Raw genomic sequence first — 26,701 nt, 5'->3', positions numbered from 1 at the left:
GGGATTCCCTGAAAATCAACACAGGTATCCATGATCGCCAGACGGCGTGCGTCAGTCTGGAAGGTTTGAGCAGCGTTTGCGGTAATCCGCCGGCGTCAGTTGATAGGCACGCCGGAACCAGCGACCGAGGTGGCTCTGATCGGCAAAACCGAGCACGCTGGCGACTTGCGCCGGCGTTTCACCGCGCGCCAGCAACTGCCGCGCCTTGGCCAGGCGCAACTGGATCAGGTAGGCGTGCGGCGCCAGACCGAAGGCAGACTTGAACGCCCGGCTGAGACGGAAACGGTCCACCTCGCAGACCCGCGCGAGATCATCGAGACCGATATCTTCATAGGTGTGCGCGTGCAGGTAATCCCGCGCCAGTTGCGCCACCAATGGCAGGCGCGGATCGAAAACCTGGCGCTTGCGCCAGTCGAGATGACGCGTGAGCGAGTTCAGCAGACCGTCGATGGCGGTCTGCCGGACGATGCGCAGATCGCCGTCATGCAAGGCATGGAAAGCGTGATTGATCGCTGTGGCCAGACGCGGGTCCTGACTCAGCGTGTCGGCAAAACCGGGCTGGCTGTCGGACGGTGCGTCTTCGAACAGCGCGTGCATTTCACGCTCCAGCCAGTGCGGATCGAGGTAGAGCATCGAATAGGTAAAACCTTCCTCGGTCGGCGCCTGGCCATCGTGGATTTCCCCCGGCTCCAGCAGGAACACATTGCCCGGGGTACTGCGATGACGCACGCGGCGGCAGTTGAACTGCTGCACACCTTGCTCGGTGACGCCGACGAGGAAGCTGTCATGCCAGTGCGGATCGTAGGCATGCCCCTGAAAATGAGCACGAATCGATTCAATCCCGGTGTCGGCATCCTGGGACAGCTCGATCCAGTTGCGTTTATCCACGAAGGCTCCAGTGTTCGCCATTGAAAGGTGCGGCCCCATAAAATACCGCGCAATGCTCATCGAGGTTTAGAAGATTTGTGCAGATGAGGGGGCTAGACTCTGCAGGTCACGACCCCTTTGGCGGCAGGTGGAATACGATGCTCAACCGATGCTCGCTCTGGGGCATGCTCACCCTGATCGGCCTTAGCCTGATGTTTACCGCAGGTTGCTCCAGCCGAAAACATTATCCACCTTCAGGTGTTGGCGATGCCTGCTACGCCAAAGCCTTACCGTCGGTCGGTGAGGGCGGTCTGGCCTGGGGCTCCAGTTTGAACATGGCCCGGCAGAAGTCGATGAACAACTGCATCCGCTATGCCGGACGCTCCGGGGGCACGCCGGATACCTGTCAGGTGGTGTTGGCCAAGTGCCGATAGCTTTCTGTTGACATGGTTGCCTTTGGCAAATATATAGTTGCCTTAAGCAATTAACTGAGCATTTGCCATGTCCAGCAGCCATCTCCTCGAGCAAGCCGACGTTGTGCGCGGTTTCAACCGCTTCTACACCCATCAGATCGGCGTACTGCAGGAGCATCTGCTGCAAAGCGACTACTCGCTGACCGAGTTGCGCATTTTGTATGAGCTGGCGACGCGCGGTGACCTGACCAGCGCTGAACTGCGCCAGATGCTCGGCCTCGATGCCGGCTACATGAGCCGGATCATCAGCGGTTTCGAAAAGCGCGGCTTGATCCAGAAAGTGCCGTCGCCCACGGACGCCCGCGCTGCGCAATTGCACCTCACCAACCTCGGGCGTGAAATTCTGGTCCCGCTGGAAAAGGCTTCCCGCGAACAGATCGTCGCCATGCTCGAGCGATTGCCTGAACCGCAGCAGAAACAACTGATCGGCGCCATGACGCTGATCCAGACACTGCTGCAAGGCAACAAAGACTCAACCTACGTATTACGCGATCCGCAGCCCGGCGACATGGGTACGGTGATGCAGCAGCAAACCGCACTGTATACCCGCGAATACGGCTGGAATTCGGAGTTCGAGGCGCTGGTGGCCGAGGTGGTCGCCAAGTACCTGCGCGATTGCGACCCCACCTGTGAGCGCTGCTGGATTGCCGAAAAAGACGGCAAGGTCATCGGCTCCGTGTTCATCGTCCGCCAGGATGAAACGACCGCCAAACTGCGCATGCTCTACGTCGACGCCAGTGCGCGGGGCTTAGGTATTGGCAGTCGTCTGGTCGAGGAGTGCCTGCGTTTCGCCCGTCAGGTTGGTTACCAGAAAATGACCTTGTGGACGACCAGCAACCTGACGGCCGCACGCAAGATTTATCAGCAGGCCGGGTTTGAGTTGGTGGAGGAAGAAGCGGTTCACAGCTTTGGCAAGGATCTGCTGAGTCAGACGTGGGCGCGGGTGTTGTGAGCTGTTTTTCGTCGGCGGGTGCAGTGAAAAGGCAGACGAAAAAAAACCGCCTTTGCGGGGCGGTTTTTTTAACCTCGGTTTGCGGCTGAGGTTTGTTGCTTCACTAGCTGCTTTGACATGTGCTCATGGTATGAGTCTTTGCGTCCCCTCGCAACATTAATATTCTGTATCAGGTGGACGCATACGTTATCCAATGTTGAAAAGAGCAATGCTGGCAGAAATAACGTTTTACAAAGCCGATGAATTACCTGGTCATGTATCGTTCTATTGAGGGTTATGATGCTGACGCTCACATGTCTGAGCAGCGACGAGGTTTGGCTGGCAACTCAACGATTTCATTCCCTCTGACACGGTTTGCACCCGTGCCGGAATGATACTTCGGAGGGCTTTCAACCGGCCGCCTCATTGGCTGCTTTGACATGCATGCTGAAGGCAAGCATGATCCGGTAAGCTTGCTGGAGGTTTGGCCCCCAGCCCTGGAGGCCAAAACGTATGAAGCTTTTGCTGCGTACGCTGAGCCTTGTATGGAGATTGTTTAAAGCCTTTCGCTTTTACGAGTTCCTGCGAGACCATTTTGACGACCTGAAGTAAAGGCCGTTGAGGTGGGAAAAGCCCGTTTCAGTTTCGACTGAAACGGGCTTTTTTTTCTTTTGAAGCTGTCATAAGTAGGATTTTTCTGTATCTGCTTTTTTGGCGTGTAGGGCATTTCTTCGGCAAGTGTAGGCGTTGGACAAACCACTCCGTAATCCGCAAGAAGTGTTCGATTATCGAATACCCAAACCTTCGTCCAATTGCCCACTCCGACACTCCGGCGTACTGTGACTCGGGATGTCTGAAACCCCGTGATCCCAAAATAACGACAACAATGAGCAACGCCCCATGGACAGCCATCTGCTGAGCGATCGCAGCAGCGTGTTTCGTCACGCTGACCCTTATGCCGTCTCCGACTACGTCAATCAGCACGTCGGCCAGCACTTCATCGGCCTGTCCAGAACCACCCACCCGCAAGCCAGCCTCAACCATCGCAAACTCGCCGATCTCGATCTGGCCCGCATCAGCTATGGCGGCAGCGTACGCGTGACCTCCGTGGCCCTGGAGACCGTTTACCATCTGCAAGTGCTGCTGCAAGGCAATTGCCTGTGGCGCGGGCACAAGCGCGAGCAGCATCTGGTGCCCGGCGAGTTGCTGTTGATCAACCCGGATGATCCGGTCGATCTGACTTACTCGGATGATTGCGAGAAATTCATCCTCAAGGTGCCGGTCAGCGTGCTTGAATCGGTGTGTGACGAGCAGCGCTGGCAGCGTCCGGCAAGCGGTATCCGTTTCCTGCGCAATCACTATCGGCTGGATGAGCTGGAAGGCTTCACCAATCTGCTGGCGATGATCTGTCAGGAAGCCGAGGCCAGCGATCCGTTGCTTCGGGTGCAGGAGCATTACGCGCAGATCATCGGCAGCAAACTGATTTCGCTGATGAGCACCAACGTCAGCCGTGAATGCCTGAGTGCACCGAACATCAGCTTCGAACGCATCGTCGATTACATCGACCGCAACCTGAAACTGGATTTGCCGGCTGAACATTTGGCCGCACAGGCGAGCATGAGCCCGCGCTCGCTGTACACCTTGTTTGAACGCCAACTGGGCGTTACGCCGATGCAATACATCCGCCAACGCAAGCTTGCGCGCATCCACGCCTGCCTCAGTGACCCAAGCTGCCCGGTGCGCAACCTCACCGAGCTGGCGCTCGACTACGGCTTCCTGCACCTGGGCCGTTTCTCCGAAAGCTATCGCCAGCAGTTCGGTGAACTGCCGTCGCAGACCTTCAAACGCCGCCACTAACACTCCCCGCTGAAACTTCCCCGAATCACCTGCCGCGCCATCCTGCACAAATCGGATAGCGATCTGCAGGATTCGGCTATTGCCTCCTGCATCGCCTCCCTAATCTGACCTGGCCTGAACAATAACAATGGAGGCCCCGGCCATGTCCCTGGGAATCGACTACCTCAATGCCATGCTTGAAGAAGACAAGGAGAAGGGCGCCTACCGCTGCAAGCGGGAGATGTTCACCGATCCGCAGCTGTTCGAACTAGAGATGGCGCACATCTTCGAAGGCAACTGGATTTACCTCGCCCACGAAAGCCAGCTCCCCAACAACAACGATTTCCTGACCACCACCATGGGGCGCCAGCCGATTTTCATCGCGCGCAACAAGGACGGTGTGCTCAATGCGTTCCTCAATGCCTGCAGCCATCGCGGCGCCATGTTGTGCCGCCACAAGTCCGGCAACCGCTCCAGCTACACCTGCCCGTTCCACGGCTGGACGTTCAACAACAGTGGCAAACTGCTCAAGGTCAAAGACCCGAGCGAAGCCGGTTACCCGCAAGGCTTCAACTGCGAAGGCTCCCATGACCTGACCAAGGTCGCGCGTTTCGAGTCCTATCGCGGCTTCCTGTTCGGCAGCCTCAATGCCGATGTGAAATCCCTCGCTGAGCATCTGGGCGAATCGGCAAAAATCATCGACATGATCGTCGACCAGTCGCCAGAAGGCCTGGAAGTGCTGCGCGGTTCCAGCTCCTACATCTACGAAGGCAATTGGAAACTCACCGCTGAAAATGGCGCCGACGGTTACCACGTCAGCTCGGTGCACTGGAACTACGCCGCCACCCAGAACCAGCGCCAGCAACGCGAAGCGGGTGAAGCGATCAAGACCATGAGTGCCGGCAGCTGGGCGAAGAAGGGCGGCGGTTTTTACTCCTTCGACCACGGCCATCTGCTGCTCTGGACTCGCTGGGCCAACCCCGAAGACCGTCCTGCCTACGAGCGCCGCGATGAACTCGCCCGTGATTTCGGTCAGGCTCGAGCCGACTGGATGATCGAAAACTCGCGCAACCTGTGCCTGTACCCGAACGTGTATCTGATGGATCAGTTCAGTTCGCAGATCCGCATCGCCCGGCCAATCTCGGTCGACAAGACTGAAATCACCATTTACTGCATCGCCCCCAAAGGCGAGAGCGCCGAGGCCCGGGCCAAACGCATTCGGCAGTACGAAGATTTCTTCAATGTCAGCGGCATGGCCACGCCGGATGACCTGGAAGAGTTTCGTTCGTGCCAGACCGGCTACGGCGCCGGGCGTGGCTGGAACGACATGTCCCGGGGCGCGACCCACTGGGTCGAAGGCGCCGATGCCGCCGCCGAGGAAATCGACTTGAAGCCGCTGCTCTCCGGTATGCGCACCGAAGACGAAGGCCTGTTCGTGCTGCAACACAAGTACTGGCAGGAAACCATGCTCAAAGCCGCTGCCAGCGAATCACAACTGATCCCCGTGGAGGCCGTGTGATGAGCAACCTCTACGACAGCGTGCGCGATTTTCTCTACCGCGAAGCGCGCTATCTCGATGACGGCCAGTGGGATCAATGGCTGGAACTCTACGCCGCCGACGCGACTTTCTGGATGCCGGCCTGGGACGACAACGACACCCTCACCGAAGACCCGCAAAGCGAAATCTCGCTGATCTGGTACGGCAACCGTGGCGGCCTCGAAGACCGCATCTTCCGGATCAAGACCGAGCGCTCCAGCGCGACCATTCCCGACACTCGCACCTCACACAACCTGAGCAACATCGAGATCGTCGAGCACAGCGAAGGGCAATGCCATGTGCGTTTCAACTGGCACACCTTGAGTTTCCGCTATCAGGTCACCGACAGCTACTTCGGCAGCAGTTTCTACACCCTCGATCTGCGTGGCGAACAGCCGCTGATCAAGGCCAAGAAAGTCGTGCTGAAAAACGATTACGTCCGTCAGGTCATCGACATCTACCACATCTAGTCGACACGGCGAGGTGCACCATGAATTTCCAGATTGCGCTTTATTTCGAAGACGGCGTCACCCGTTTCATCGAGGCTGGCGGCCATGAAACCGTGGCCGACGCGGCGTATCGCCAAGGCATCAACATCCCGCTGGACTGCCGCGATGGCGCCTGCGGCACCTGCAAATGTTTCGCCGAGGCAGGGCGGTACGACATGGGTGACAATTTCATCGAAGACGCCTTGAGCGCCGATGAACTCGCGCAAGGTTATGTGCTGACCTGCCAGATGCGCGCTGAAAGCGATTGTGTGGTGCGAGTGCCGGCCGGCTCGCAGGTGTGCAAGACCGAACAAGCGAACTTCCAGGCATCGATCAGCACTGTCCGGCAATTGTCCGAGAGCACTATCGCGCTGTCGATCAAGGGCGAGGCGCTGAGCAAACTGGCGTTTCTGCCGGGCCAGTACGTCAATCTGCAAGTGCCCGGCAGCGAGCAGACCCGCGCTTATTCCTTCAGCTCATTGCAGAAAAACGGCGAGGTCAGCTTTCTGATTCGTAACGTGCCTGGTGGCTTGATGAGCAGCTTTCTCACCGGGTTGGCCAAGGCCGGCGACAGCATGAACCTGGCCGGGCCGCTGGGCAGCTTTTACCTGCGCGAAATCCGCCGACCGCTGTTGCTGTTGGCGGGCGGCACCGGCCTGGCGCCGTTCACCGCGATGCTGGAAAAGATCGCCGAGCAGGGCTGCGATCATCCCGTGCATTTGATCTACGGCGTGACCAACGATTTCGATCTGGTCGAACTCGATCGTCTCGAAGCCTTCGCCGCCCGCATTCCCGACTTCAGTTTCGGCGCCTGCGTGGCCAACCCGCTGAGTGCGCATCCACTCAAGGGCTACGTCACCCAGCACATTGAACCGCGCCACCTCAATGAAGGCGATGTCGACGTGTACCTGTGTGGCCCGCCGCCGATGGTCGAAGCGGTCAGCCAATACATCCGCGAGCAGGGCATCACCCCGGCGAACTTCTACTACGAAAAGTTCGCTGCTGCGGCTGCCTGAAACCCTTCTTTCGAGGTTGTCATGAACAACAGATTCTCCAACAAGGTCGCGCTGGTCACCGGCGCGGCGCAGGGTATCGGCCGCCGCGTCTGCGAACGCCTGCTGAACGAAGGCGCACAAGTCGTCGCCGTCGATCGCTCTGAACTGGTTCACGAACTGCAAGGCGAGGGCGTTCTCGCGCTGACTGCCGACCTTGAGCAATACGCCGATTGCGCGCGGGTCATGGCTGAAGCCATCAACACCTTCGGCCGTCTCGACATTTTGATCAACAACATCGGCGGCACGATCTGGGCCAAGCCGTTCGAGCATTACGAAGTCGAACAGATTGAAGCGGAAGTGCGCCGTTCGCTGTTCCCGACGCTGTGGTGCTGCCACGCAGCGCTGCCGTACATGCTCAAGCAAGGGCGCGGCGCCATCGTCAACGTTTCATCGATTGCCACCCGCAGCGTCAATCGGGTGCCGTACGGCGCCGCCAAGGGCGGCATCAACGCACTCACAGCATGTCTGGCCTTCGAAAACGCAGAGCGCGGCATTCGCGTCAACGCCACGGCTCCGGGGGGCACCGAAGCGCCGCCCCGGCGCATCCCGCGCAATGCCGCCGAACCGTCAGCGCAGGAGCAGGCCTGGTATCAAGAGATCGTCGCGCAAACCCTCGACAGCAGCCTGATGAAGCGCTACGGCAGCCTCGACGAACAGGTCGGCGCGATCCTCTTTCTGGCTTCCGATGACGCCTCGTACATCACCGGCGTGACGTTGCCGGTCGGTGGCGGCGACCTCGGTTGACTACTTTTCAAGGGACATTGAAATGCAGCAAATTCTGATTGAAAACCTGTCGACCATCATCGTCGACCTGCCAACCATTCGCCCGCACAAACTGGCGATGCACACGATGCAGAAGCAGACGCTGGTGATTCTGCGACTGCGCTGCAGCGATGGTATTGAAGGGATCGGCGAAGCCACCACCATCGGCGGTCTCGCTTACGGTTATGAAAGCCCGGAAAGCATCAAAGCCAATATCGACGCGCATCTGGCGCCGGCGCTGGTGGGTATGGACGCCAACAACATCAACACGGCGATGCAGCGGCTCGACAAGATCGCCAAGGGCAATACCTTCGCCAAGTCCGGCATCGAAAGTGCACTGCTCGATGCCCAGGGCAAGCGCCTCGGTTTGCCGGTCAGCGAGTTGCTCGGCGGTCGCGTGCGAGACAGCCTCGAAGTGGCCTGGACCCTGGCCAGCGGCGACACCGCCCGCGACATCGCCGAAGCCGAGCAGATGCTCGAAGCACGTCGCCATCGCATCTTCAAATTGAAGATCGGCGCCAACCCGCTGGAGCAGGATATCAAGCACGTCGTGGCGATCAAAAAAGCCTTGGGCGAGCGCGCCAGTGTGCGGGTCGACGTCAACCAGTATTGGGATGAGTCCCAAGCGATTCGCGGCTGTCAGGTGCTCGGTGACAACGGTATCGACCTGATTGAGCAGCCGATTTCGCGGGTCAACCGCTCCGGGCAGATTCGCCTGAATCAGCGCAGCCCGGCGCCGATCATGGCCGACGAATCGATCGAAAGCGTCGAGGATGCTTTCAGCCTCGCCGCCGACGGCGCCGCCAGTGTGTTCGCCCTGAAAATCGCCAAGAACGGTGGTCCGCGTGCCGTGCTCAGAACCGCGCAGATCGCCGAAGCCGCCGGCATTGCGCTGTATGGCGGCACCATGCTCGAAGGCTCCATCGGCACGCTGGCCTCGGCGCACGCCTTCCTCACGCTCAAGCAACTGACCTGGGACACCGAACTGTTCGGCCCGTTGTTGCTGACCGAAGACATCGTCACCGAAACGCCGCAGTACCGCGATTTCCACTTGCACGTCCCGCGAACTCCAGGCCTGGGCCTGACGCTAGACGAAGAGCGTCTGGCGCGTTTTCGTCGCCACTGAATCAGGAGAACCAGCATGTTGTTCCACGTAAAAATGACGGTGAAATTGCCCGTCGACATGGACCCGTCATTGGCCACCCGGCTCAAGGCTGACGAGAAGGAACTGGCCCAACGACTGCAACGCGAAGGCATATGGCGACACCTGTGGCGCATCGCTGGGCATTACGCCAATTACAGCGTGTTCGATGTGCCGAGCGTCGAGGCCCTGCACGACACGCTGATGCGCTTGCCGTTGTTTCCCTACATGGACATCGAGGTCGACGGCCTGTGTCGGCATCCGTCGTCGATCCACAGCGACGACCGCTAATTCTGAGCTCGCCGCATTTCCCTTGTGGGAGCGAGCTTGCTCGCGAAAGCGGTGAGCCAGTCACCATAGGTGCTGAATGACACAACGCATTCGCGAGCAAGCTCGCTCCCACAGGGGAAGTGCGCTGAGTAAGAGAACTGCGCCAACAAAACAACAAGATGAGGTAACCACCATGACCGTGAAAATTGCCCACACCGCCGAGTTGCAAGCCTTCTTCAAAGAAGCCGCCGGTTTCGCCAACGACGAGGGTAACTCCCGGCTGAAAACCATCGTTCTGCGGATCTTGCAGGACAGCGCGAAAATCATCGAAGACCTCGAAATCAGCGAGGACGAGTTCTGGAAAGCGGTCGACTATCTCAACCGTCTGGGCGCTCGTTCGGAGGCGGGATTACTGGTCGCCGGCCTTGGCATCGAGCACTTCCTCGACCTGTTGCAGGACGCCAAGGATGCACAGATCGGCTTGACCGGCGGCACACCACGCACCATCGAAGGCCCGCTGTACGTGGCCGGCGCGCCGCTGTGTGAAGGCGAGTGCCGCATGGATGACGGCAGCGAGGAGGGTGCCGCCACCGTCATGCACCTCGAAGGCCAGGTGTTCGATCTGCATGGCCTGCCGCTGGCCGGTGCCACCGTTGATCTGTGGCACGCCAACACCAAGGGCACCTATTCGTTTTTCGATCCGAGCCAGTCTGAGTACAACCTGCGTCGACGCATCATTACCGACGCCGAAGGCCGTTACCGCGCTCGCAGCATCGTGCCGTCCGGTTATGGCTGCGACCCGCAAGGGCCAACCCAGGAATGCCTGAACCAGCTCGGCCGCCATGGCCAGCGCCCGGCCCATGTGCATTTCTTTATCAGCGCGCCGGGGCATCGGCATCTGACCACGCAGATCAATCTTTCGGGTGATCAATACCTGTGGGATGACTTCGCCTACGCGACCCGTGAAGGCTTGGTCGGGGAAGTGGTGTTCCGTGCGGACGCGGTGTCGGGGCGTTATGCCGAGCTGAAGTTCGACTTCCAGTTGCAACAGGCGCCGGACGCCAGTGCCGAACAACGCAGCCAACGGCCGCGTGCGTTGCAGGACGCTTGATACCGAGTCGTCTGATTCCCTCACCCTAACCCTCTCCCAGAGGGAGAGGGGACTGACCGAGTTGATCTTGAGCGCTACGTCGACCTGAAAGGCCGAGTTGATTATGGATTCGGTGAGGCAAATACAGGTCGAGGTCGATTTTGGATTCGGTGAGGGAAGTACAGGTCGAGGTCGATTTTGGATTCGGTGAGGGAAATACAGGTCGAGGTCGATTTTGGATTCGGTGAAGCAAATTCAGGTCGGCGTATCCCTCCAATATCCCCGGATCGGTTCCCTCTCCCCTTGGGAGAGGGCTAGGGTGAGGGGCTTCTGATTCTAGAAGGACACCTCCGCCGGCTGCGACAACCGCAGCACCGACAAGTCCCCGGTAATACGCTTGTAAGCCAGGCGAATCGCTTCAATGTTGCCCGCATTCTTCGCACTGTTTTCATGCAGGATCACAATCACTTTGGTGCTCAAGCGTTCAGGCTCTTTCGCGCCCTTATCCCGCCACTGCCCATAAGCATCGAACACACTGAAACCATCAGGAAATCGCGACGTCACCTCCTGATCAAGAAACTCGCGCCAGCGCGCCGGGCTGACCGCACCGTCCTTGCCATCGATCGAGCCTACGGAGAAGTACAACTCGGTGCGAATCCACTGCGCCTGCGCCGGCCGCGAGGCATCGCCTTGCAGGGTCGAACTGGCGGGATCATGGGTGTGAATGGACGCAGGAGGAGGGCTGGCACAACCGGCGACGGCCAAAAACAAGGCCGCCACTAAAAGACGTTGAGGCATGGAACATCCTTATTGATCGTTAGGTGAACCGCACAAGTATAAGGTTGCGGTTTACCGGCCAATAAAGACCTAAAAAGCAGGCGGCTAGGCGCTTTGGGAATAACTCCGTCTATCGCCTTGATTCACCTACAGCGACTGTCTGTAAGGTCTGCTTGCGGTAACCAGAAGGTTCAGCTCAGTGGCTTGCACGTCGAGAACCGGACTATCTGCCACGGGAACCGGCACACCATCCGCATTCAACTCGGCACGGATTTTTATTTTCAATACTGCATCTGTTGATGCTTTTGCGAGGCAGGGGGCTAAAACGACTTCCAGAGGCGTTTTCTTTCCTTTGTAGAACCAGAAACCGTCTTCCGACGCTTTGACAGCCCACAGATTTTCGAGTGACACGGGTTGTGCGCAATTCAAATTCGGCAGTCCGAGGAACTCACCTAAAACCTCATGCACGGTACCGTCCGCATGTGAAGTGTATTTGACGTAATCGTCAAATACATAAAGCGCCCGAGCCGCATTCAATTTTGATCGGGATAGCACTTCGCCTGGGTCCGGAGTGTTCTTTGCACTCTGATGCGGGTTTTTCTTCAGTAGATCTCCACTGACCATCAATCTGTTTTTGATTTCAACAGACGCCATGTTATCGAGCGATCTCAGTAGCGCCGCAGTGAACGTCACAAGTGCCGCAGCCTGGGACGTACCGCTTACTTTAGTGATTTTTTCGCTGTCATTGAGCCAAGATGAAAGATCGCATCCTGGGGCGGCGAGGTCGACTCTGGTGGCGCTGCGATTACTGAAAGCTGCTAACTCACCATCAGGTTTATGGGCCGCAACTGATATGACGTTGCGCTGTGATAGGCCGCCAAATGCTGCCGGGTAGTAGGGGGCGTCGCTGACGTCGGCTTTTCCATCATTTCCTGCGGAAACAACAAACAGATTGTTGCTCTCTACCATACGTAAAAATATCTGATTCGAATTCGAGCCGGCGCCGGCATCGTATTCCAGGCTGAGGTTGATAACGCTATTGTTCAGTAGATTGAGTTGTTGACTCAATTCGCTGGTTGAATTGGGGATCAATGTTTCCTCGCCATTGCCGACATTCACAATCCACAGCCGTAACCAGGATCCTCCTCCGGGACGATCAAACACAGAAAGATAGGGCTGAAAGCTGCTGCCGCCTAACACCAGTCCCGTAACGTGCGTCCCATGGCCGCTTACGATGGATGCGTTTGTTTTTCCGTTTAAATAGTTGATTGGATAAATCTGCTTACCGCTCATGGTCATCGGACCGATGATGCCCGTTCCTCCAGTCATCTTGTTCATGAAAAAACGGGAGGGGAAATGAGAGCCAAAAACGAGTTTGCCGGCAACCAGGTTCGCGCCAAAAAAACCATTGTCTGCAATGGCAACTCTGGTGAAAGACTGATCCAGATTCAACAGTCTCACCGCTTGCAGAGAGTCCTTATAGGCATTTGACAACCACAAACTGTTGAATGACTCGGCAGGTGCAGAGGGATCCTCGCACTCAGGCGGGTTTTTATACGACTGAGTTTTCCCGGCTGCAATCTGGAACTCAGGCATTCCGGGCTCGGCAGGCGATGTAGCGGGCAAGGACTCGTCGAAGGATATCTTGACAACGTTTGACGTCTTGTAAGTGCTCAGTTTTGATTTGAGGTTGTCCGGTGAAAACGAAGCATGGACCACTGTCGCGGTGGTGATGTGATTGGGGACGAGTGTTTGACCGGGCTTTAGTTTGTTCAGATTGTGGATGCCTGATGACTGGAAATATTCGTCGACAATCTGACTTTCACCTGGCGCCCCGGTCAAGTTCTTGTAAACGTTGAAGGCGGTATCTCCAGGCTTCACGGTGTAAGGTTGGGCGGGTTTTGTATCCACGATAAGGCAAGCAGGCCAGTTCATCTTGTACACAAGGTCACCGATGATGGCATTCGGATCAGGTGATAAACCTACAGGCTGGTTCATCTCCTGCAACTTGTCCCAATAGGCCTGATTAAAGGAACCGCACAGCACCGAGATAATCTGGTTGGCGCTTAGTTGATTGAGATCCGGATAGTTTTCTCTTGGCAATTGTTTTGCATCGACCAAGCCCATGAACGCCCTCAGATAATCATCCGAGACCGGCCCGACGGCACGAACGGCGAACGTTCGTTTCTCTGCGTCCGGCACAGCACTTGACGCCAATGCAACCCCGCAGCAGGTGGTCAGAGAGGTCAATAGAAAGGTAACTCGAGTCAATCTCGACATGGTTTGTACCCTGGGGTCCGATTGAACCCACAAATTACGTTCTGCTTATCGGTGGCCAGCCAGGTTGTCACAAACTTTCTGAACGAGTCGGTGGCAAGCGGCGCTACTCGGGAAATGGCGACGGCGCCGGCCTTGCCTGGAATCACTTCAACAGTAGAGTTCACGGCACGCACTTTTCTTGGCTGGGTCTGCGTGGCTGTTGTCACGCCGGAGAACAATGGGCCACCCGAATCTCCGGGGCAAAGCGCAGGCGCACTGTTGAGCGGTGATTGAATACTCGCAAACTGCTTTGAAAACTCTTGACCGTCACTGCCTGCAGACTGAATTTGTGCATCACCGATGCGAAGTAACCCATCCAGTTTCAAGTCAGTGTTCGGGTGGAGGAGGATCGCACTGTCAGAGCAACCAAATCCTGTCATCAGGACGCTAGTGCCGGAGTTCAGGGTGCTGGCGCTATCTATATTTTCATAGCGCAGTTGGTTGAAGAGTTCGGGCGACACCTCAGTGAGTTTGAAGCTGCACAATGCGTAATCCTGACTGACACGAGGTTCGTTACCTCGCCATCCACCTTCCTGTATTGCCTTGGAGTATTCGTCGGATATTCGACATGAAACCGGCAGCTTTTGCCCCCCGATATCCAGAAACACCACAGAACGAATCGGCCTCTCCAGCCCTGAATCGAAACAATGTGCAGCCGTCAGAAAAACCCCCGGCCCAACGAGCACTCCGGTACAGGTTACCGCCGGCTTGTTCCCCGGCGGCGAAAGCCGGGCATTCAGAATAGTGGGCCAATCCTGCCGCTTGGCCTTTACGCCGTTGACCAGTTGGATGTCGCCTTCGACGCCGTGCTCTGCGAATGCTTTAAAGACAACCTCTGTCGGGTCGGATGACTCTTGTAGAGCTCCTGCACCACTAGCGAGCGCATTCAATACGATGAACAAGACTGTTTGAGCCGACGAAGTCAGCTTCGCTCTGTACATGATCCTTCTCCAATGACCCCGGCCATGTTTACAACGTTATTTTTTTGCGTTGGAAGGCGCTTTTTCCTGACCCGCATCGGCATCAGTTGGTTTCTTTGCAGCCTTGATCGTTTCGATTAACTGTTTAACAGCTTGGAAGTCATCGGAGAAAGTTGAGAAACCATCCGCGGTGGTGGCGCCTGACACGGTTGCACTGCAAGTTGAGCCGAGTTCAAGTTTTCCATCTATCGATAAAGGTTGCAGGCGCACGGCATCCAGGTTGGATACGGTGACGTGGAACGCAGATTTTGAACCGTCAGATTTTCTGATAATTTCGAGTGTTGCACTTCTGCAAGCAGGTACTGGCCAGTACGGGACTTTACGATTCATTGCTTTTTCTCTGAAGCTTTGCAGAGTTACAGTTCCTGCGGGAGGGGTTGGGTTGTCGTATTTGAATGTATATGTCCAGTCACTGTTTATCCTCCCGGACGGTTTGGAAATATCAGCAACAAAAGGCTCAAGATCGACTGCTTGTTCAGACGTTTCGCGACTCACAACTAATGCACCAATCTGCATTGCCGTGGCAACAACCGACGCTATTTGCCCTAGCCGCTTCGGTACCAGATTCTCGGCTTTGGTACTAACCGACGACACCATATCGGTATTTTGATATTTGGTTATTCCCACGGCGGTCGACTTCCAGAACCCTGAGTAGCCTTTAACCGCCATGGATTGGCTATCATCGGGAAGCTGCACGACTTTGGCCTCCCATTTACGACGATCAATGACAGCTGTTGCCAAGCCGTTGGAGAGGGTGGGTGGCGAAGGCGTGGCGTCTTTCGACGGCGTTTCAGAGGGCTCGTTTTTTTTCTCGGCGGTGGAGCCGGTTTTAGTTTTTACGTTACTCGTCTTTTCCGTGGATTTGTTTTTTTCCTTGTTATTACCTGCTGCCGATTGTTCCTGGGCAGGCGTTTCCTTGCTCGTAACCTCTGCGATCGGCGTAACGAGAATATAAGTTTTTGGAAAGACAAAGTACTCATAATGCTCGTTCGCCTGAGCTTCTACTTCATCGAATTTTCCTTGAGGTGCGGGATCTGTGTATTGCATCTCCACCGTTTCACAACCGGTAAGAGCTAATACAGAAATGAGAGGGAAAATAGTTTTCACGCTAACCTCCTGGGCGATGCGCGAACGTCATCGGTCGGCAACCCGCGACACATTTAGTGTCAGGGAAGAATCCGTTTTGTTGGTTTTTAGGGATTCGCATTCTGTTGAATGCCCGAACGACATGCCCTGTCGGTGTACAACTAAAAAGTTTTGTACAGGTTGCTGAATTTCATTGAGTCCTGATGATGTTTCGAACTTTAGTCGCTGCCCCTGAACTGTCCAGTGGCCATTATTATTTATTAGAAATAACGCTTATTAAAAATGGCGATATTTGCGGTCCTCGCAGAGGCGGTAAAAGAGCTAGTACCCATGCTCAAACAAAAATCATGCGGTGGTCGGCGGTTTCGCCAACGCAATTTCCGCTGCCCCCAAACGCTTGAGAATTTCAAACAACAAATCACTTTTGGTCACCCCGACAATCCTCGGACTGCCCACATAACCAGTCACCGTCAAGGTAATCCCGTCCGGCGACAACTTGCTGAAGCGCACAAAAGGGGCTGGTTTATCGAGGATGGTTTCGTTCTCCTTGTACGTGTTGAGCAACAGTTCCTTGACCTCTTCGGGATCGATATCCAGCGGGAACACCAGTTCCAGTGACGCCACGCCTTGCGCGCTGCCGCCCAGCGTCACGTTGCGCAGGTTCTGCGAGATCAGTTGCGAGTTCGGCACGATGACGATCGAGCGGTCGCTGAGCTGGATTTCCGTGGCGCGCACGTTGATGCGGCGGATGTCGCCTTCGACGCCACTGATGCTGATCAGGTCGCCGACCTTCACCGGTCGTTCAGTCAACAGAATCAGGCCGGAGACGAAGTTCTTCACGATCTCTTGCAAACCGAAGCCGATGCCCACCGACAACGCACTGACGATCCACGCCAGATTGGTCCACTGCACGCCCAGCGACGACAGCGTCAGCAGAATCACGAAGGCGTAACCGATGTTGGAAAACAGTGTGCTCAGCGACGCACACATGCCCGGGTCCATGTCGGTCCTGGGCAGGAACTCGTTGTCGAGCCAGCGACTCAGGGCGCGGATCAGCCAGATGCCGATCATCAGCGCCAGCACGGCATTGAGCAGGTGGCCGGGGACGATGTTCAGCTTGCGCAGCCCGGCGCCGCCAAGGATCGCCATGATGTTGCTCGCCAGTTGCCCGAGCGTGGTGCCGATGCCACCGACAAACAGAGCGATCACCGCCAGCAGCATCAGTGCGGCCCGACTGAAGCCGGACAGCAGGATCGAGATCTGATCGAGGCGGCGATCACCGATGCCCAATAACTGTTTGAGCGCCTTACCGCTCGCATGTCTGGGTGAAAATACGTGCTCGCAGACGTCCTTGATCAACTGGATCAGCAGGTAGAAACCCGACAAGACAATGTACGCCCACACCAGCTCATAACTGATGAACCGCGCCAGCGACACGTAGCCAGCCAGCAGCGCGATCGCCGAGACAAACATCGAGACGCTGGCAAGGGTGTAAATCACTCCGGCAAACGTACTGTTCGCCGCTGCCGCATCATTGGCCGCGACCAGCGCCTTGCGCACCTTGCCGACGCGCAACAGCAGGATCGTCACGATCATCAGCACGACGATCGAAATGACCCCGCGCCCGGCAATCACGATCTGGCTGCTCATGCCGGTGGCATTGCTCACCTGCACCAGCGTCACCAGCACCAATAACGTGCAGGACAGGATGCGCGGGTAGGGCCTGAGCGCCAGCGCCACCGAATCGGCAATCGCCGGCAGGCGCCACGAGGGATGTTCGGTCGACAGCAACGCGCGGCTCAACCCGGTGAGCAGGACGCAGGCATACACGACCTTCTCGAATTCTTCGGAGAAGGTTTCCAGCACCGGCGGCAACGGTTGGTGGCGGGTGCAGGCATAGAACAGCAATTGCAAGGCAATGCCGGTGGTGGCGATGGTCGCCAGCGCCGAGGCGAACGCCAGCGCACTGCGGCGCAGACGTCCCTCGGGCATGCGGTAAATGCACACCCAGGTCAGACCGCGTTCGGCCAGCCGGCGGCCGAAGGTCCAGATGATCAGTGCCAGCGCCATCAACATACTGGTGTAGATGCGTTCGCCCGGCGCCCACACGGTGGCCCATGTGTCGCGCACCTGCGCAACGAAAAAGCGCAGACGCTGGCGATCATCGTCACTCGGACTCACCAGCGGCGACCAGAAACTGGGGCTCAGCACGCTGTCAGTGCCCAGCGTCAGCTCACTTTCCAGCAGTGTGCGGCGTATCCCGGCGATCTGCGTAATCAGATCCGCCGCGCTCTGCTTCAGCGCCGCCAGGCTCTTCAATGTGCCGTCGACCTTGCTCTTCTGCTCGGCCAACGACGCCCGTTGCGCGACGATGTCTGCCTGCTCTTCCGCTAGATCGGCATCCGGCGCGGCCCCCAGCACCCCCAACTGCACCGCCAGTTGCGCCTGCTGCGGCAACAACGCCGCCGACAACCGATCGACATCCAGAATGAACGCCTGCACCCGATCCTGCGGGCCTTCGAGCTGGTTGTAATTGTTCGCTGCGGAAATCTGTTGCTTGAGGCCGTCGAGGCGTTGTTGCAGCGCCTGCAGTTCGCTTTGCGAAATCACCGGCAGCGGCGCGGCGGCGGTGGTTGCCGGCGCCGGCAAGTCGGCGGCCAATAGCGTCGGACTGCCGCCAACCAGCAGCATGAATGCAACAAAAAACAACGACTTCAATGTGTTGCGCATGGGTGAGGCGGCTCGAATGGATCACACAGTCTATGAGGTTAGGTGATCGAGGCGATTGGCGAGGAAAAGTTTCCGGCAGAGCAGGGTAGGTGAGCAGAACTTGCAGACGCAAAAAGCCCGACGGGTGAGGTCGGGCCTTTATTCGGTGACGGCGGTAAAGCGCTGCACTCAGACGGCGCGGCGTTCGAGCAAACGGTCGGAACCCCCTTCGGCAACGGCATCGCTGAACAGCGGATCAGTCTGGGTGGCGGCGGCTACTGCGTCGCTGAACAGCGGATCGGTTTGAGTCGCGGGAGCGGCAACAGCGTTCAGGGCGAACAATGAGAAAGCGATGCTGAGAAGGGCTTGGCGTTTCATGAGTGTGTGCTCCTTGGGGTAGTGGTCAGGTCTGGAGCCGATGTTACGCCGTGCTATTGATAAGAGAACTTCATTGAATCAATGATTGTTATTGATGCGGTTAATGGCTGTGCTTTGTGAAGGCGCAACCCTGCACTCAGTCATAGCCGATCTTGACCTGCGCACTGATCAGCTCGGCCAGCATCCGTACAGGTTCGGTGAAGGTCTGGCGCGATCGGTGCACCAGCCCGATATCACGGTGGAACGTGTGCTGACCGAGGTCGAGCACCCGGACGCCGGCAGGCCAGGCAAAGTCGGGCGCCGTCTGCGGCACCAGCGCCACGCCGACACCGTTTTCGACCAGTTTGATAATTGCCTCCAGTTCATCCAGCTCGCAGACCTCGTGCAGGGTGAAATGCATCTGCCGTAAAAAGCGGTCGACCTGCCTGCCTCCGAAAGAGGAGCGGTCGTATCGAATGAATGGCTGGCTGGAAAGCAATTGGGCCCAGTCATCGCCCGGCACATCGCGTGGCACGATCAACCGGTAAGGCTCCAGCGCCAGCGTGGTCCAGCGCAGATCACTTTGCAGTGAGAAGGGGGGTCGGATGATCACGGCCATGTCGATCTCGCCAGCATCCACCAGGTTGACCAGTTCCATCGACAACCCCGGAACGATCCGGGATCTGCACTGCGGGCAGTGCTGGTGAAACTTCGCGAGTGCATCGGGTAGATAAGAGCGCTGCACCGACGCAATGGCGCCGATGTTGACCAGCACGCTGGGCGGCAGCCCCACCGTTGTCGAGCCGAGGCTGTCGTAGAGCCTGAGCAGTTCTTGCGCTTGCAGCAGTATCTGGTGGCCCATTCTGTTGAGGTGTGCCGAGCGCCCCTTTCGGTCGAAAAGCTCGAAGCCGAGTTCGGCTTCCAGGCGCTGGATCTGGGCGCTGACGGCAGCCTGCGTGAGGCCGATCCTGTTGCCGGCTGCAGCGAAAGTACCTTCGCGTGCTACGGCGATGAGTGTCTTTAGTTCTTTGATCATTCACAAATATTAATTGTGTTTCTAAGAAATATATATTGATTTTTATGTTTGGTTTTCCGCCCTAGGATGTTTCCCATCCCCCGGCAGCGGCTGAACCCAAGGCGCCGATGACGGCAGGAATGTTCACCAACCAACAAAAACATGATTGGAGTTTCTGATGAGCCTCTCGCCTTTTCACCTCGCTATCCCCGTTTACGATCTGGCTGCAGCGCGCACCTTTTACGGTGAAGTCTTTGGTCTTGAAGAAGGGCGCTCCAGTACTCAGTGGGTCGATTTCGACTTTTATGGCCACCAACTGGTGATTCATGAACACCCGAAAACTGCGTCCCAGGAAAGCGTTCACAGCAACCCGGTCGACGGTCACGACGTCCCTGTTCCGCACTTCGGCATCATTTTGGGATGGCAACAGTGGGAAGCATTGGCCGAACGTCTGAAGTCCTTTGGCACCGAGTTTGTGATCGAACCTTACATCCGCTTTCAAGGGCAGGTGGGTGAGCAGGCCACCATGTTCCTCTTTGATCCTTGCGGTAACGCCCTGGAGTTCAAGGCGTTCAAGGATATGAGCCAGCTCTTCGCCAAGTGACAACCGTCATGGCACAACCCGGTTGTGCCATTTGGTCCCTAGTGAGCTGGAAGCTCATGACTCTAGCAACTGCCGCTGACGCAGACCTTTCCTTCCAACAAAAAGGCTAGACATGAAACGTATTCCCCTGGTGTGGCAAATCGTTGCCGGGCTGTTGCTTGGCGTGCTCGTCGGTTGGTATCTCAATACCCATCCGCAATATCAAACGTGGGTCAGTACAGAGATCCTCAAGCCCCTCGGTGACATCTTTATCAAGATGATGAAGATGGTGGTTGTACCGATTGTCTTCTGTTGCATGATTCTGGGCATCGCTGGCGGTGGCGATAACAAGTCGTTTGGCCGCATGGGCATCAAGTCGCTGGGTTATTTCTTTGCTATTACCGCGCTGGCCATTGTCATCGGCTTGTGTTTCGCAAACCTCTTTGAACCGGGTAGCGGCACCGATATTTCCGGCCTGTCGCATGGCACGGCATCGATCAACATGGAACCCTCGAAAGGCGCGCTGGTGATCGTGCAGAACATCGTGCCGGATAATGTTCTGGTGGCGATGTCGGAAGCGAAATTGCTCTCGGTACTGTTCTTCGCCGTGCTGTTCGGCCTCGCTTTGAATGCGTTGCCAAGAGAAAAAAGTGCGCCAGCCATCGCGGTGGTTCAGAGCATTTCCGATGCGATGTTCAAAGTGGTCTCTATTGTCATGGCCTACGCGCCGGTCGGTGTCTTCGGCATGATTGGCGCCACGGTCGCGACATTTGGTTTTGCCTCGCTGTTGCCATTGCTCAAGTTGATCGGGGTGGTTTATCTGGCGCTGATTGTGTTCGCTCTGGTGATACTCGGCGGCATTTGCTACTTGATTGGCGAGAACATTTTCAAATTGATTCGCTACTTCCGCAGTGAATTGATTCTGGCGTTCTCAAGTGCCGCATCCGCCGCCGTCATGCCGCAGTTGATGAGCCGTTTGGAGACCTACGGTGTACCGCGGCGGATCGTCAGTTTCGTGGTGCCGGTGGGTTATGCATTCAATCTGGATGGCGCTTCGATCTTCCTCGGCGTCGCGACGATCTTCGTCGCGCAGCTCTATGGCATCGACCTGTCGCTGTCGCAGCAGATCCTGCTAGTGGTGACGATGGTCCTGACGTCCAAAGGCGCGGCGGGGGTGCCCGGGTTTGCCATCATCATCCTCTCCGCTACGTTGGCTTCGGCCGGTCTGCCCCTGGAAGGCGTGGCATTGATCGCGGGTATTTTCAGGATCATCGACAGCGGTACGACCACGCTGAACGTATTGGGCAATGCCATCGCACCGCTGGTGATTGCCAAGTGGGAAAGGGCAGCGCTTGAACCGTCAGGTGTTCATCCCGCTGCCGAAGTGTGAGCCTTCAAGCGTCGGACCCTCACGTTTGAAACCGCACCGATAACGAGTGCACGCCCGCTGGCGCAGGGGCGTTTTTTTTGGGTTGCTTTACTAGACGACCGGTCTATTGAATAGGAGTGCTTATGATTGATAACGCTGTTGATACCGACCTTTTTTCGCCCATGCAGATGGGCGCGCTGCAATTGGCCAATCGAATTGTCATGGCCCCCGTGACGCGCAGCCGGATGGCCGACGACGGCGTACCGAATGAAATGCATGCGACTTACTACGCTCAGCGTGCGAGTGCAGGTTTGATCATCGCCGAGGCGACGAACATTTCCGCTCAGGGACGTGGCTATGCGATGACGCCGGGCATCTGGTCGCAAGCGCAGGTCGCCGGGTGGAAACAAGTCACCGATGCGGTGCACGCGGCCGGCGGAAAAATCGTCTGCCAGCTGTGGCACGTGGGGCGTTTTTCCAGTGTCGAGTTGCAGCCCAATGGCGAAGCGCCGGTCGCACCCTCGGCCATCAAGGCTGAGGGCAGCACGTATACCGAGAAAGGTTTTGTCGAGGTATCGATGCCTCGCGCGCTTGAGATCGCGGAAATTCCTGGAATCATCGAGCAGTACAAACTCGCCGCCGAGAATGCCAAGCGAGCCGGCTTCGATGGCGTCGAAGTGCATTCGGCCAACAGTTATCTGCTCGACCAGTTTCTGCGTGATTCGACCAATCAGCGCACGGACCTCTATGGCGGCTCCATCGAGAACCGTGCCCGGCTGACGCTGCAAGTGACGGAAGCGGTGGCGTCCATCTGGGGCAGCGACCGTGTCGGTATCCGCCTGTCTCCGGTAACGCCCGATGCCGGCAATACGCCGCCCGACAGCAACGTCATGGCGACTTACGGCTACCTGATCCAGCAACTCAATCGATTCAATCTGGCCTACCTGCATTTCGTCGAAGGCGCCACGGCCACTTCTCGCAGCGTTCCTGCGGGCGTGGATCTTGACGCGCTGAGTGCGCAGTTCGACGGCGCGTTCATTGGCAACAACAACTATGACCTGGCGATGGCGCTTGAGCGTCGGGCGCAGGGCCATATCGATGCGGTGGCGTTTGGGCGTTTGTTTATTGCCAACCCCGACCTGGTCGAGCGCTTGCGCCACGGTCTCGAACTGACCATTGCCCCGCGTGAGAGTTACTACGGCGGTGGCGCGAAAGGCTACATCGATTGGCCAACCGCTAACGCCTGAATGGCAACCCTGACACCGACCGGGCGCAATCGCATTCACTGCAAAGAGGAACGGAACATGAATTATCTACACAACAAAGTCGCCATCGTCACCGGTGCATCTTCCGGTATCGGCGCGGCCACGACGCGCGCGCTGGCGGCACAAGGGGTTCGCGTGGTTGCCGCTGCGCTGGACGAAAAGGGCCTGCAGGCGTTCGTCGCCGAGTTGCGTGAGGCCGGCCATGACGTGGTCGCTTTTACCGTTGATGTGACCCGGCTTGAGCAAACCAGAGCACTCGCCAGGTTCGCGCAGGACGCCTATGGCGGTGTCGACATTCTGGTGAATAACGCCGGGCTGATGCTGTTCTCCAATTGGGTCGATCTGGCCGTGGAGGATTGGGAAAAGATGATCGACGTGAACATCAAGGGTTATCTCAACGCTACTGCGGCAGTGCTGCCTGTGATGCTGGAGCAGCGGTCCGGGCAGATCCTCAATATGGACTCGGTGGCCGGCCATCAGGTCGGGCCGGCGGCGGGTGTTTACAGCGCTACCAAATTTTTTGTGCAGGCCATGACCGAGTCCATGCGCAAGGAACTGGGCGTACAGCATGGCATCCGCGTCAACACGGTCAGCCCCGGCGTTATCAATACCGGTTGGGCGGACAAGGTCAGTGATCCGCAAGGGCGCAAGGCCGCCCAGGAACTCAACCGCATCGCCATCGCGCCTGACGATGTTGCCCGTGCGGTGATCTATGCGCTCAACCAGCCGGAAAACGTCACCGTCAACGACCTCATCATTTCGCCGACGCGCCAGGACTGGTGAGTGTTGGCTGCTGCAGCCACCGGGTGCCAGCCTTGGCTTCCGGTGGCCTTTGTAACTCACCCCCAACGAAAGGAAACAACCATGTCGAAGAACATCAAGGCTGTACCGACCGCCGAATACACCGCTGTCATCGCCACCGCCAATCAATACGTCGAAGGTCTTCGGGTCGGTGATGCTCAAGGCGTTGCTCAAGCCTTCCATAAAGAGGCGGTGATGTACGGTTTCACCAACGGCGAATTACTCGGCGGCCCGATCAAGAACCTGTTTGATTTCGTCGAGAAAAACGGTGCTGCCCCGCAAATCAGCACACGTCTTGACGTGCTGGCGATCACACCGACCACCGCAGTGGTGCGCGTGGACATGGAAACCGATGCGATCGGTGCTGACTACAACGACTACCTGACCCTGATCAAAATGGGCGGCGTCTGGAAGGTCATCGCCAAGGTTTATCACCAGTTCGAGGCCTGAGTCTCGGTCGATCCCGGTAGTCCGTTGCCGGGATCGGCGGATGATCAATTACAAGGGGATACGAGATGAAGGTTAAGTTTTCCGCTGTCGTGGAAGGCGCTGCACAACAGGTCTGGAACGTGGTGAAGCAGTTTGGCGAGATCAAGAACTGGCACCCTTCGATTGTGGACAGTCATATCGAAGGCGCAGGTCCCGAGATTGTGGGCTGCATTCGCACGCTCACGTTGAGCGATGGCGCCGTTGTCAGAGAGCGCTTGTTGTCGGTTGATGACTCGGCGTTGAGGCTGTCCTACCGTTTTGAAGAGTCGCCCTTACCGCTGGACAACTACGTGGCCAGCGTGGAACTGGTTGCTTTGTCAGGCCAGGACAGAACACTGGTCAGTTGGCTGGCCAGTTTCGATCTTCGAGAACCGACCAGTGCCGAGCACTATCAGGCACTGATTCGCAGCCTGATCGTCGACGGCCATGGTGGGCTGCAGGCGCTGCTTGCTCGGTAATACAAAACCCAGGTTCACATGCCCCGCATTCCCGCAAGGAATGCGGGGCATGAAGCGAATGAATTTTCCCTCTCGCGCTCTTCGGCGTAGCGTGCTCGAAAAACCAGGAGCATTGCCGTGAGCCAAACCTCGACCAGCCCCGCAGAAAAATTCGACACCTCCCGCGCCAGCGAATACGCCCGCCAAAGCCGCATCGCGCTGGCCGGCTACGACGCCTGTCATGATCTGGCGGCCTGCATGTTGGCGGCGAGCCTGGGTTCGCGTCCGGCCAACATACTGGTGGTCGGCGCTGGCGGTACGGCGCAGGAAATCATTGCGATGGCGGCGCTGGAGCCGCAATGGCATTTCACCGCAGTCGACCCTTCCGCACCGATGCTGGAAACCGCGACAGCGCAACTGCAGGCCAACGACTTGCTGCACCGAACCCAGTTGCATCTTGGCCACGTCGAAGACCTGCCGGCTGCTGCCTCATTTGATGCGGCAACGTTGATCGGCGTGCTCCATCATCTGAACGGTGATGAGCCCAAGCGCCAGATCCTGCAAGCGATTCAGGCGCGGCTCAAACCGGACGCGCCGCTGATTGTCGCCGGCAACCATTACGCCTATGCCAGCCAGCCATTAATGCTCCAGGCGTGGGGGCAGCGTTGGCGGCAGCAGGGCGCCAGTGCGGAGGAGGTGAAGGCCAAGCTGGGCAAGATTCTGCAAGGCGCCGACCCGCCGCATTCCGAAGCGGCGGTTCAGGCGTTGTTGCATGAGGCCGGGTTTGGCGAGGCGACGCGATTTTTCAGCAGTTTGTTCTGGGGGGCTTGGCTGGCGTGTAAAACGCCTTCTTGATGCGGACTGGCTCGCAAGGTGCGCTCAGACATGCCATTAACGTCACCGTCGGCGTTCGATCCATTGTTCCCTGGTCAGCCCATAGCACTTGCACAGGGCCGGTGCACCGGAGAGGTTCAACTCGGCGTCGTACAAGTGCACGGCGCCGATTTTCAACGCCGCTTTTTGCGAGCGGATGTTGGCGGGACCAATGTGAAAATAGACGGTGCCGTAGACTTCGAATACATGTTCCAGCATCAGTGCCTTCAACTCACGATTGGCATCGCCACCCCATTTTGCCCGCACCAGAAAGGTGTAGCCGATGGCAATACTTTCGGGCTGATCGGGTGGCGTGTAGTAGCTCGACATACCGACGATTTGCCCCGATTCGATATCGATAACGACGAGTGCTTTTCCGCTGGCCAGTCGAGCGGCAAAGTACCTTTCAAACACCTGCCGTTCATAGCGATCGTGGGCAGGATGGCCGGCCCAGATGAGCGGGTCACTCGCCGCTGAAAACAACACTTCAAAGTCACTGGCGGTCAGCGCCCTGAGCTTTAGCGTGCGTCCATGAAGAACGGGTTGCCAGTCGAATTCGCATACCGGCATGGTTTCTTCCTGATCGATCTGAGGAGTGTGACCAGTCTAGGGCGACAACGGGTTAAGGAAAGATCCAATTCGGTGGGAATTCATGGAGCCAACGGTTGTATCCATGACAATTTATTGATCGTGTTGATTTTGCGACTCTACGATGAGCTTTCGGCTATCTCGCTTGAGGCTCGGCATGCACATTGCCATTCTGACTGTCGAAGGTTTCAACGAACTCGATTCGCTGATTGCCTACGCCATGCTCAACCGGGTTCGGCAGCCGGACTGGCGCGTGTCTATCGCCAGTCCCACAGCCAAGGTGCGGTCAATGAACGGCCTGGTTCATCGCACGGCTTGTCGGTTTGCAAGCTGCACGCGATGCGCTGCATGACGTGGCGCCGATGGCGGAGAAAGACCGCTACATTGAGCGGGCGCTGGCGAATATTGCGCCGTTCTTGCAGGGCAGAGATCAGCTCTCGCGGGTATCGGTTGATTCCACCGCCGCCTCAGCCTCCAGTTTCGCCCGCTCAGCCTTGCTGATGTACTTGGGCTTTTTCGGCGCCAGTTTGGCGCTGGCCTTCTTGGCCTTTTCCTTGAACAACTGCTGCAGTTTCTTTTGACGATTCATGTTTTCTGTCCGGC

At 57.4% G+C, this 26,701-nt stretch carries 28 protein-coding genes and 1 pseudogene; 18 read left to right on the top strand and 11 right to left on the bottom strand.

Annotation, left to right across the window (positions count from 1 at the left end; genetic code table 11):
* Nucleotides 1-51 precede the first annotated feature (51 nt).
* Nucleotides 52-888, bottom strand: a complete 837-nt coding sequence (locus tag AC0ZWN_RS01275) for an AraC family transcriptional regulator (RefSeq protein WP_476333749.1) — start codon at nucleotides 886-888, stop codon at nucleotides 52-54.
* A 137-nt stretch (nucleotides 889-1,025) separates the two neighbouring features.
* On the opposite strand from AC0ZWN_RS01275, the gene AC0ZWN_RS01270 reads away from it, so the two are divergent.
* Both AC0ZWN_RS01270 and AC0ZWN_RS01265 read left to right on the top strand, forming a co-directional pair.
* Nucleotides 1,026-1,301 carry a hypothetical protein gene (locus tag AC0ZWN_RS01270; protein WP_116255676.1) on the top strand — a complete coding sequence of 92 codons (276 nt, stop codon included), beginning with the start codon at nucleotides 1,026-1,028 and terminating at the stop codon, nucleotides 1,299-1,301.
* 67 nt (nucleotides 1,302-1,368) lie between these two features.
* Nucleotides 1,369-2,292, top strand: coding sequence for a bifunctional helix-turn-helix transcriptional regulator/GNAT family N-acetyltransferase (locus AC0ZWN_RS01265; RefSeq protein WP_476333748.1), 924 nt, complete (start codon nucleotides 1,369-1,371; stop codon nucleotides 2,290-2,292).
* 535 nt (nucleotides 2,293-2,827) lie between these two features.
* Here AC0ZWN_RS01265 and AC0ZWN_RS01260 read toward each other — a convergent pair.
* On the bottom strand, nucleotides 2,828-3,091 hold the full coding sequence (locus tag AC0ZWN_RS01260) for a hypothetical protein (protein WP_476333746.1): 264 nt from the start codon (nucleotides 3,089-3,091) through the stop codon (nucleotides 2,828-2,830).
* Between the two features lie 80 nt (nucleotides 3,092-3,171).
* On the opposite strand from AC0ZWN_RS01260, the gene AC0ZWN_RS01255 reads away from it, so the two are divergent.
* From AC0ZWN_RS01255 to catA, 8 genes are all read left to right on the top strand, one after another.
* Nucleotides 3,172-4,128 carry an AraC family transcriptional regulator gene (locus tag AC0ZWN_RS01255; protein ID WP_186624174.1) on the top strand — a complete coding sequence of 319 codons (957 nt, stop codon included), beginning with the start codon at nucleotides 3,172-3,174 and terminating at the stop codon, nucleotides 4,126-4,128.
* A gap of 142 nt (nucleotides 4,129-4,270) precedes the next feature.
* Nucleotides 4,271-5,626 (top strand): benzoate 1,2-dioxygenase large subunit, encoded by a 1,356-nt coding sequence (benA, locus tag AC0ZWN_RS01250; RefSeq protein ID WP_476333744.1) that lies wholly within the window; start codon nucleotides 4,271-4,273, stop codon nucleotides 5,624-5,626.
* Nucleotides 5,626-6,114, top strand: coding sequence for a benzoate 1,2-dioxygenase small subunit (gene benB, locus AC0ZWN_RS01245; protein WP_476333742.1), 489 nt, complete (start codon nucleotides 5,626-5,628; stop codon nucleotides 6,112-6,114). The genes benA and benB overlap by 1 nt, the downstream gene beginning before the upstream one ends.
* Before the next feature lie 20 nt (nucleotides 6,115-6,134).
* The gene (gene benC / locus AC0ZWN_RS01240) at nucleotides 6,135-7,148 is read left to right on the top strand and encodes a benzoate 1,2-dioxygenase electron transfer component BenC (RefSeq protein ID WP_476333740.1); all 1,014 of its coding nucleotides are present in this window, start codon (nucleotides 6,135-6,137) and stop codon (nucleotides 7,146-7,148) included.
* 21 nt (nucleotides 7,149-7,169) lie between these two features.
* Entirely contained in the window at nucleotides 7,170-7,931 is a 762-nt protein-coding gene (locus AC0ZWN_RS01235) for a 1,6-dihydroxycyclohexa-2,4-diene-1-carboxylate dehydrogenase (RefSeq protein WP_476333738.1), read from the top strand.
* A gap of 22 nt (nucleotides 7,932-7,953) precedes the next feature.
* Nucleotides 7,954-9,075, top strand: coding sequence for a muconate cycloisomerase family protein (locus AC0ZWN_RS01230; RefSeq protein WP_476333736.1), 1,122 nt, complete (start codon nucleotides 7,954-7,956; stop codon nucleotides 9,073-9,075).
* Nucleotides 9,076-9,090: 15 nt separating this feature from the next.
* Complete coding sequence (catC, locus tag AC0ZWN_RS01225; RefSeq protein ID WP_116255671.1) at nucleotides 9,091-9,381, top strand: muconolactone Delta-isomerase; 291 nt, start codon at nucleotides 9,091-9,093, stop codon at nucleotides 9,379-9,381.
* Nucleotides 9,382-9,553: 172 nt separating this feature from the next.
* Nucleotides 9,554-10,471 (top strand): catechol 1,2-dioxygenase, encoded by a 918-nt coding sequence (catA, locus tag AC0ZWN_RS01220; protein WP_476333735.1) that lies wholly within the window; start codon nucleotides 9,554-9,556, stop codon nucleotides 10,469-10,471.
* A 315-nt stretch (nucleotides 10,472-10,786) separates the two neighbouring features.
* Here catA and AC0ZWN_RS01215 read toward each other — a convergent pair whose 3' ends face one another.
* From AC0ZWN_RS01215 to AC0ZWN_RS01185, 7 genes are all read right to left on the bottom strand, one after another.
* Nucleotides 10,787-11,248, bottom strand: a complete 462-nt coding sequence (locus AC0ZWN_RS01215) for a DUF3574 domain-containing protein (protein ID WP_476333734.1) — start codon at nucleotides 11,246-11,248, stop codon at nucleotides 10,787-10,789.
* A 126-nt stretch (nucleotides 11,249-11,374) separates the two neighbouring features.
* Entirely contained in the window at nucleotides 11,375-13,507 is a 2,133-nt protein-coding gene (locus AC0ZWN_RS01210; RefSeq protein WP_476333733.1) for a S8 family serine peptidase, read from the bottom strand.
* Nucleotides 13,495-14,487 carry a trypsin-like serine protease gene (locus AC0ZWN_RS01205; protein ID WP_476333732.1) on the bottom strand — a complete coding sequence of 331 codons (993 nt, stop codon included), beginning with the start codon at nucleotides 14,485-14,487 and terminating at the stop codon, nucleotides 13,495-13,497. The genes AC0ZWN_RS01210 and AC0ZWN_RS01205 overlap by 13 nt, the downstream gene beginning before the upstream one ends.
* A 36-nt stretch (nucleotides 14,488-14,523) precedes the next feature.
* On the bottom strand, nucleotides 14,524-15,633 hold the full coding sequence (locus tag AC0ZWN_RS01200) for a hypothetical protein (RefSeq protein WP_476333731.1): 1,110 nt from the start codon (nucleotides 15,631-15,633) through the stop codon (nucleotides 14,524-14,526).
* Nucleotides 15,634-15,957: 324 nt separating this feature from the next.
* Nucleotides 15,958-18,342: a DUF3772 domain-containing protein gene (locus AC0ZWN_RS01195; RefSeq protein WP_476333729.1), complete on the bottom strand. Its 2,385-nt coding sequence runs from the start codon at nucleotides 18,340-18,342 to the stop codon at nucleotides 15,958-15,960.
* A 168-nt stretch (nucleotides 18,343-18,510) separates the two neighbouring features.
* Entirely contained in the window at nucleotides 18,511-18,699 is a 189-nt protein-coding gene (locus AC0ZWN_RS01190; RefSeq protein WP_186624177.1) for a hypothetical protein, read from the bottom strand.
* A gap of 136 nt (nucleotides 18,700-18,835) precedes the next feature.
* The gene (locus tag AC0ZWN_RS01185; RefSeq protein WP_093433422.1) at nucleotides 18,836-19,714 is read right to left on the bottom strand and encodes a LysR family transcriptional regulator; all 879 of its coding nucleotides are present in this window, start codon (nucleotides 19,712-19,714) and stop codon (nucleotides 18,836-18,838) included.
* A gap of 157 nt (nucleotides 19,715-19,871) precedes the next feature.
* Here AC0ZWN_RS01185 and AC0ZWN_RS01180 point away from each other — a divergent pair, with 157 nt between their 5' ends.
* From AC0ZWN_RS01180 to AC0ZWN_RS01150, 7 genes are all read left to right on the top strand, one after another.
* Nucleotides 19,872-20,297 carry a VOC family protein gene (locus AC0ZWN_RS01180; RefSeq protein ID WP_026000724.1) on the top strand — a complete coding sequence of 142 codons (426 nt, stop codon included), beginning with the start codon at nucleotides 19,872-19,874 and terminating at the stop codon, nucleotides 20,295-20,297.
* A gap of 112 nt (nucleotides 20,298-20,409) precedes the next feature.
* Nucleotides 20,410-21,666, top strand: coding sequence for a cation:dicarboxylate symporter family transporter (locus AC0ZWN_RS01175; RefSeq protein ID WP_093433419.1), 1,257 nt, complete (start codon nucleotides 20,410-20,412; stop codon nucleotides 21,664-21,666).
* Nucleotides 21,667-21,788: 122 nt separating this feature from the next.
* Entirely contained in the window at nucleotides 21,789-22,892 is a 1,104-nt protein-coding gene (locus AC0ZWN_RS01170; protein WP_093433416.1) for an alkene reductase, read from the top strand.
* A gap of 57 nt (nucleotides 22,893-22,949) precedes the next feature.
* Nucleotides 22,950-23,693: an SDR family oxidoreductase gene (locus AC0ZWN_RS01165; protein ID WP_093433610.1), complete on the top strand. Its 744-nt coding sequence runs from the start codon at nucleotides 22,950-22,952 to the stop codon at nucleotides 23,691-23,693.
* Between the two features lie 81 nt (nucleotides 23,694-23,774).
* A complete protein-coding gene (locus AC0ZWN_RS01160) occupies nucleotides 23,775-24,161 on the top strand; it encodes a nuclear transport factor 2 family protein (RefSeq protein ID WP_093433413.1) in 387 nt (128 codons plus the stop codon).
* A gap of 65 nt (nucleotides 24,162-24,226) precedes the next feature.
* Complete coding sequence (locus AC0ZWN_RS01155; protein WP_093433410.1) at nucleotides 24,227-24,658, top strand: SRPBCC family protein; 432 nt, start codon at nucleotides 24,227-24,229, stop codon at nucleotides 24,656-24,658.
* A 117-nt stretch (nucleotides 24,659-24,775) separates the two neighbouring features.
* A complete protein-coding gene (locus tag AC0ZWN_RS01150; protein ID WP_476333727.1) occupies nucleotides 24,776-25,492 on the top strand; it encodes a class I SAM-dependent methyltransferase in 717 nt (238 codons plus the stop codon).
* Between the two features lie 42 nt (nucleotides 25,493-25,534).
* On the opposite strand, the gene AC0ZWN_RS01145 is transcribed toward AC0ZWN_RS01150, so the two are convergent.
* Complete coding sequence (locus AC0ZWN_RS01145; protein WP_476333726.1) at nucleotides 25,535-26,080, bottom strand: GNAT family N-acetyltransferase; 546 nt, start codon at nucleotides 26,078-26,080, stop codon at nucleotides 25,535-25,537.
* Nucleotides 26,081-26,255: 175 nt separating this feature from the next.
* Between AC0ZWN_RS01145 and AC0ZWN_RS01140 the strand changes: the two are divergent.
* A pseudogene (locus tag AC0ZWN_RS01140) lies at nucleotides 26,256-26,402 on the top strand (AraC family transcriptional regulator); the annotation flags it as partial.
* A 126-nt stretch (nucleotides 26,403-26,528) separates the two neighbouring features.
* On the opposite strand, the gene AC0ZWN_RS01135 reads toward AC0ZWN_RS01140, so the two are convergent.
* Nucleotides 26,529-26,687 (bottom strand): DUF2986 domain-containing protein, encoded by a 159-nt coding sequence (locus AC0ZWN_RS01135; protein WP_093433404.1) that lies wholly within the window; start codon nucleotides 26,685-26,687, stop codon nucleotides 26,529-26,531.
* Nucleotides 26,688-26,701: the final 14 nt, after the last annotated feature.

This window comes from Pseudomonas sp. 3B-A001-10F (assembly GCF_056313565.1).
This window is presented reverse-complemented; position numbering and strand designations above follow the sequence as displayed.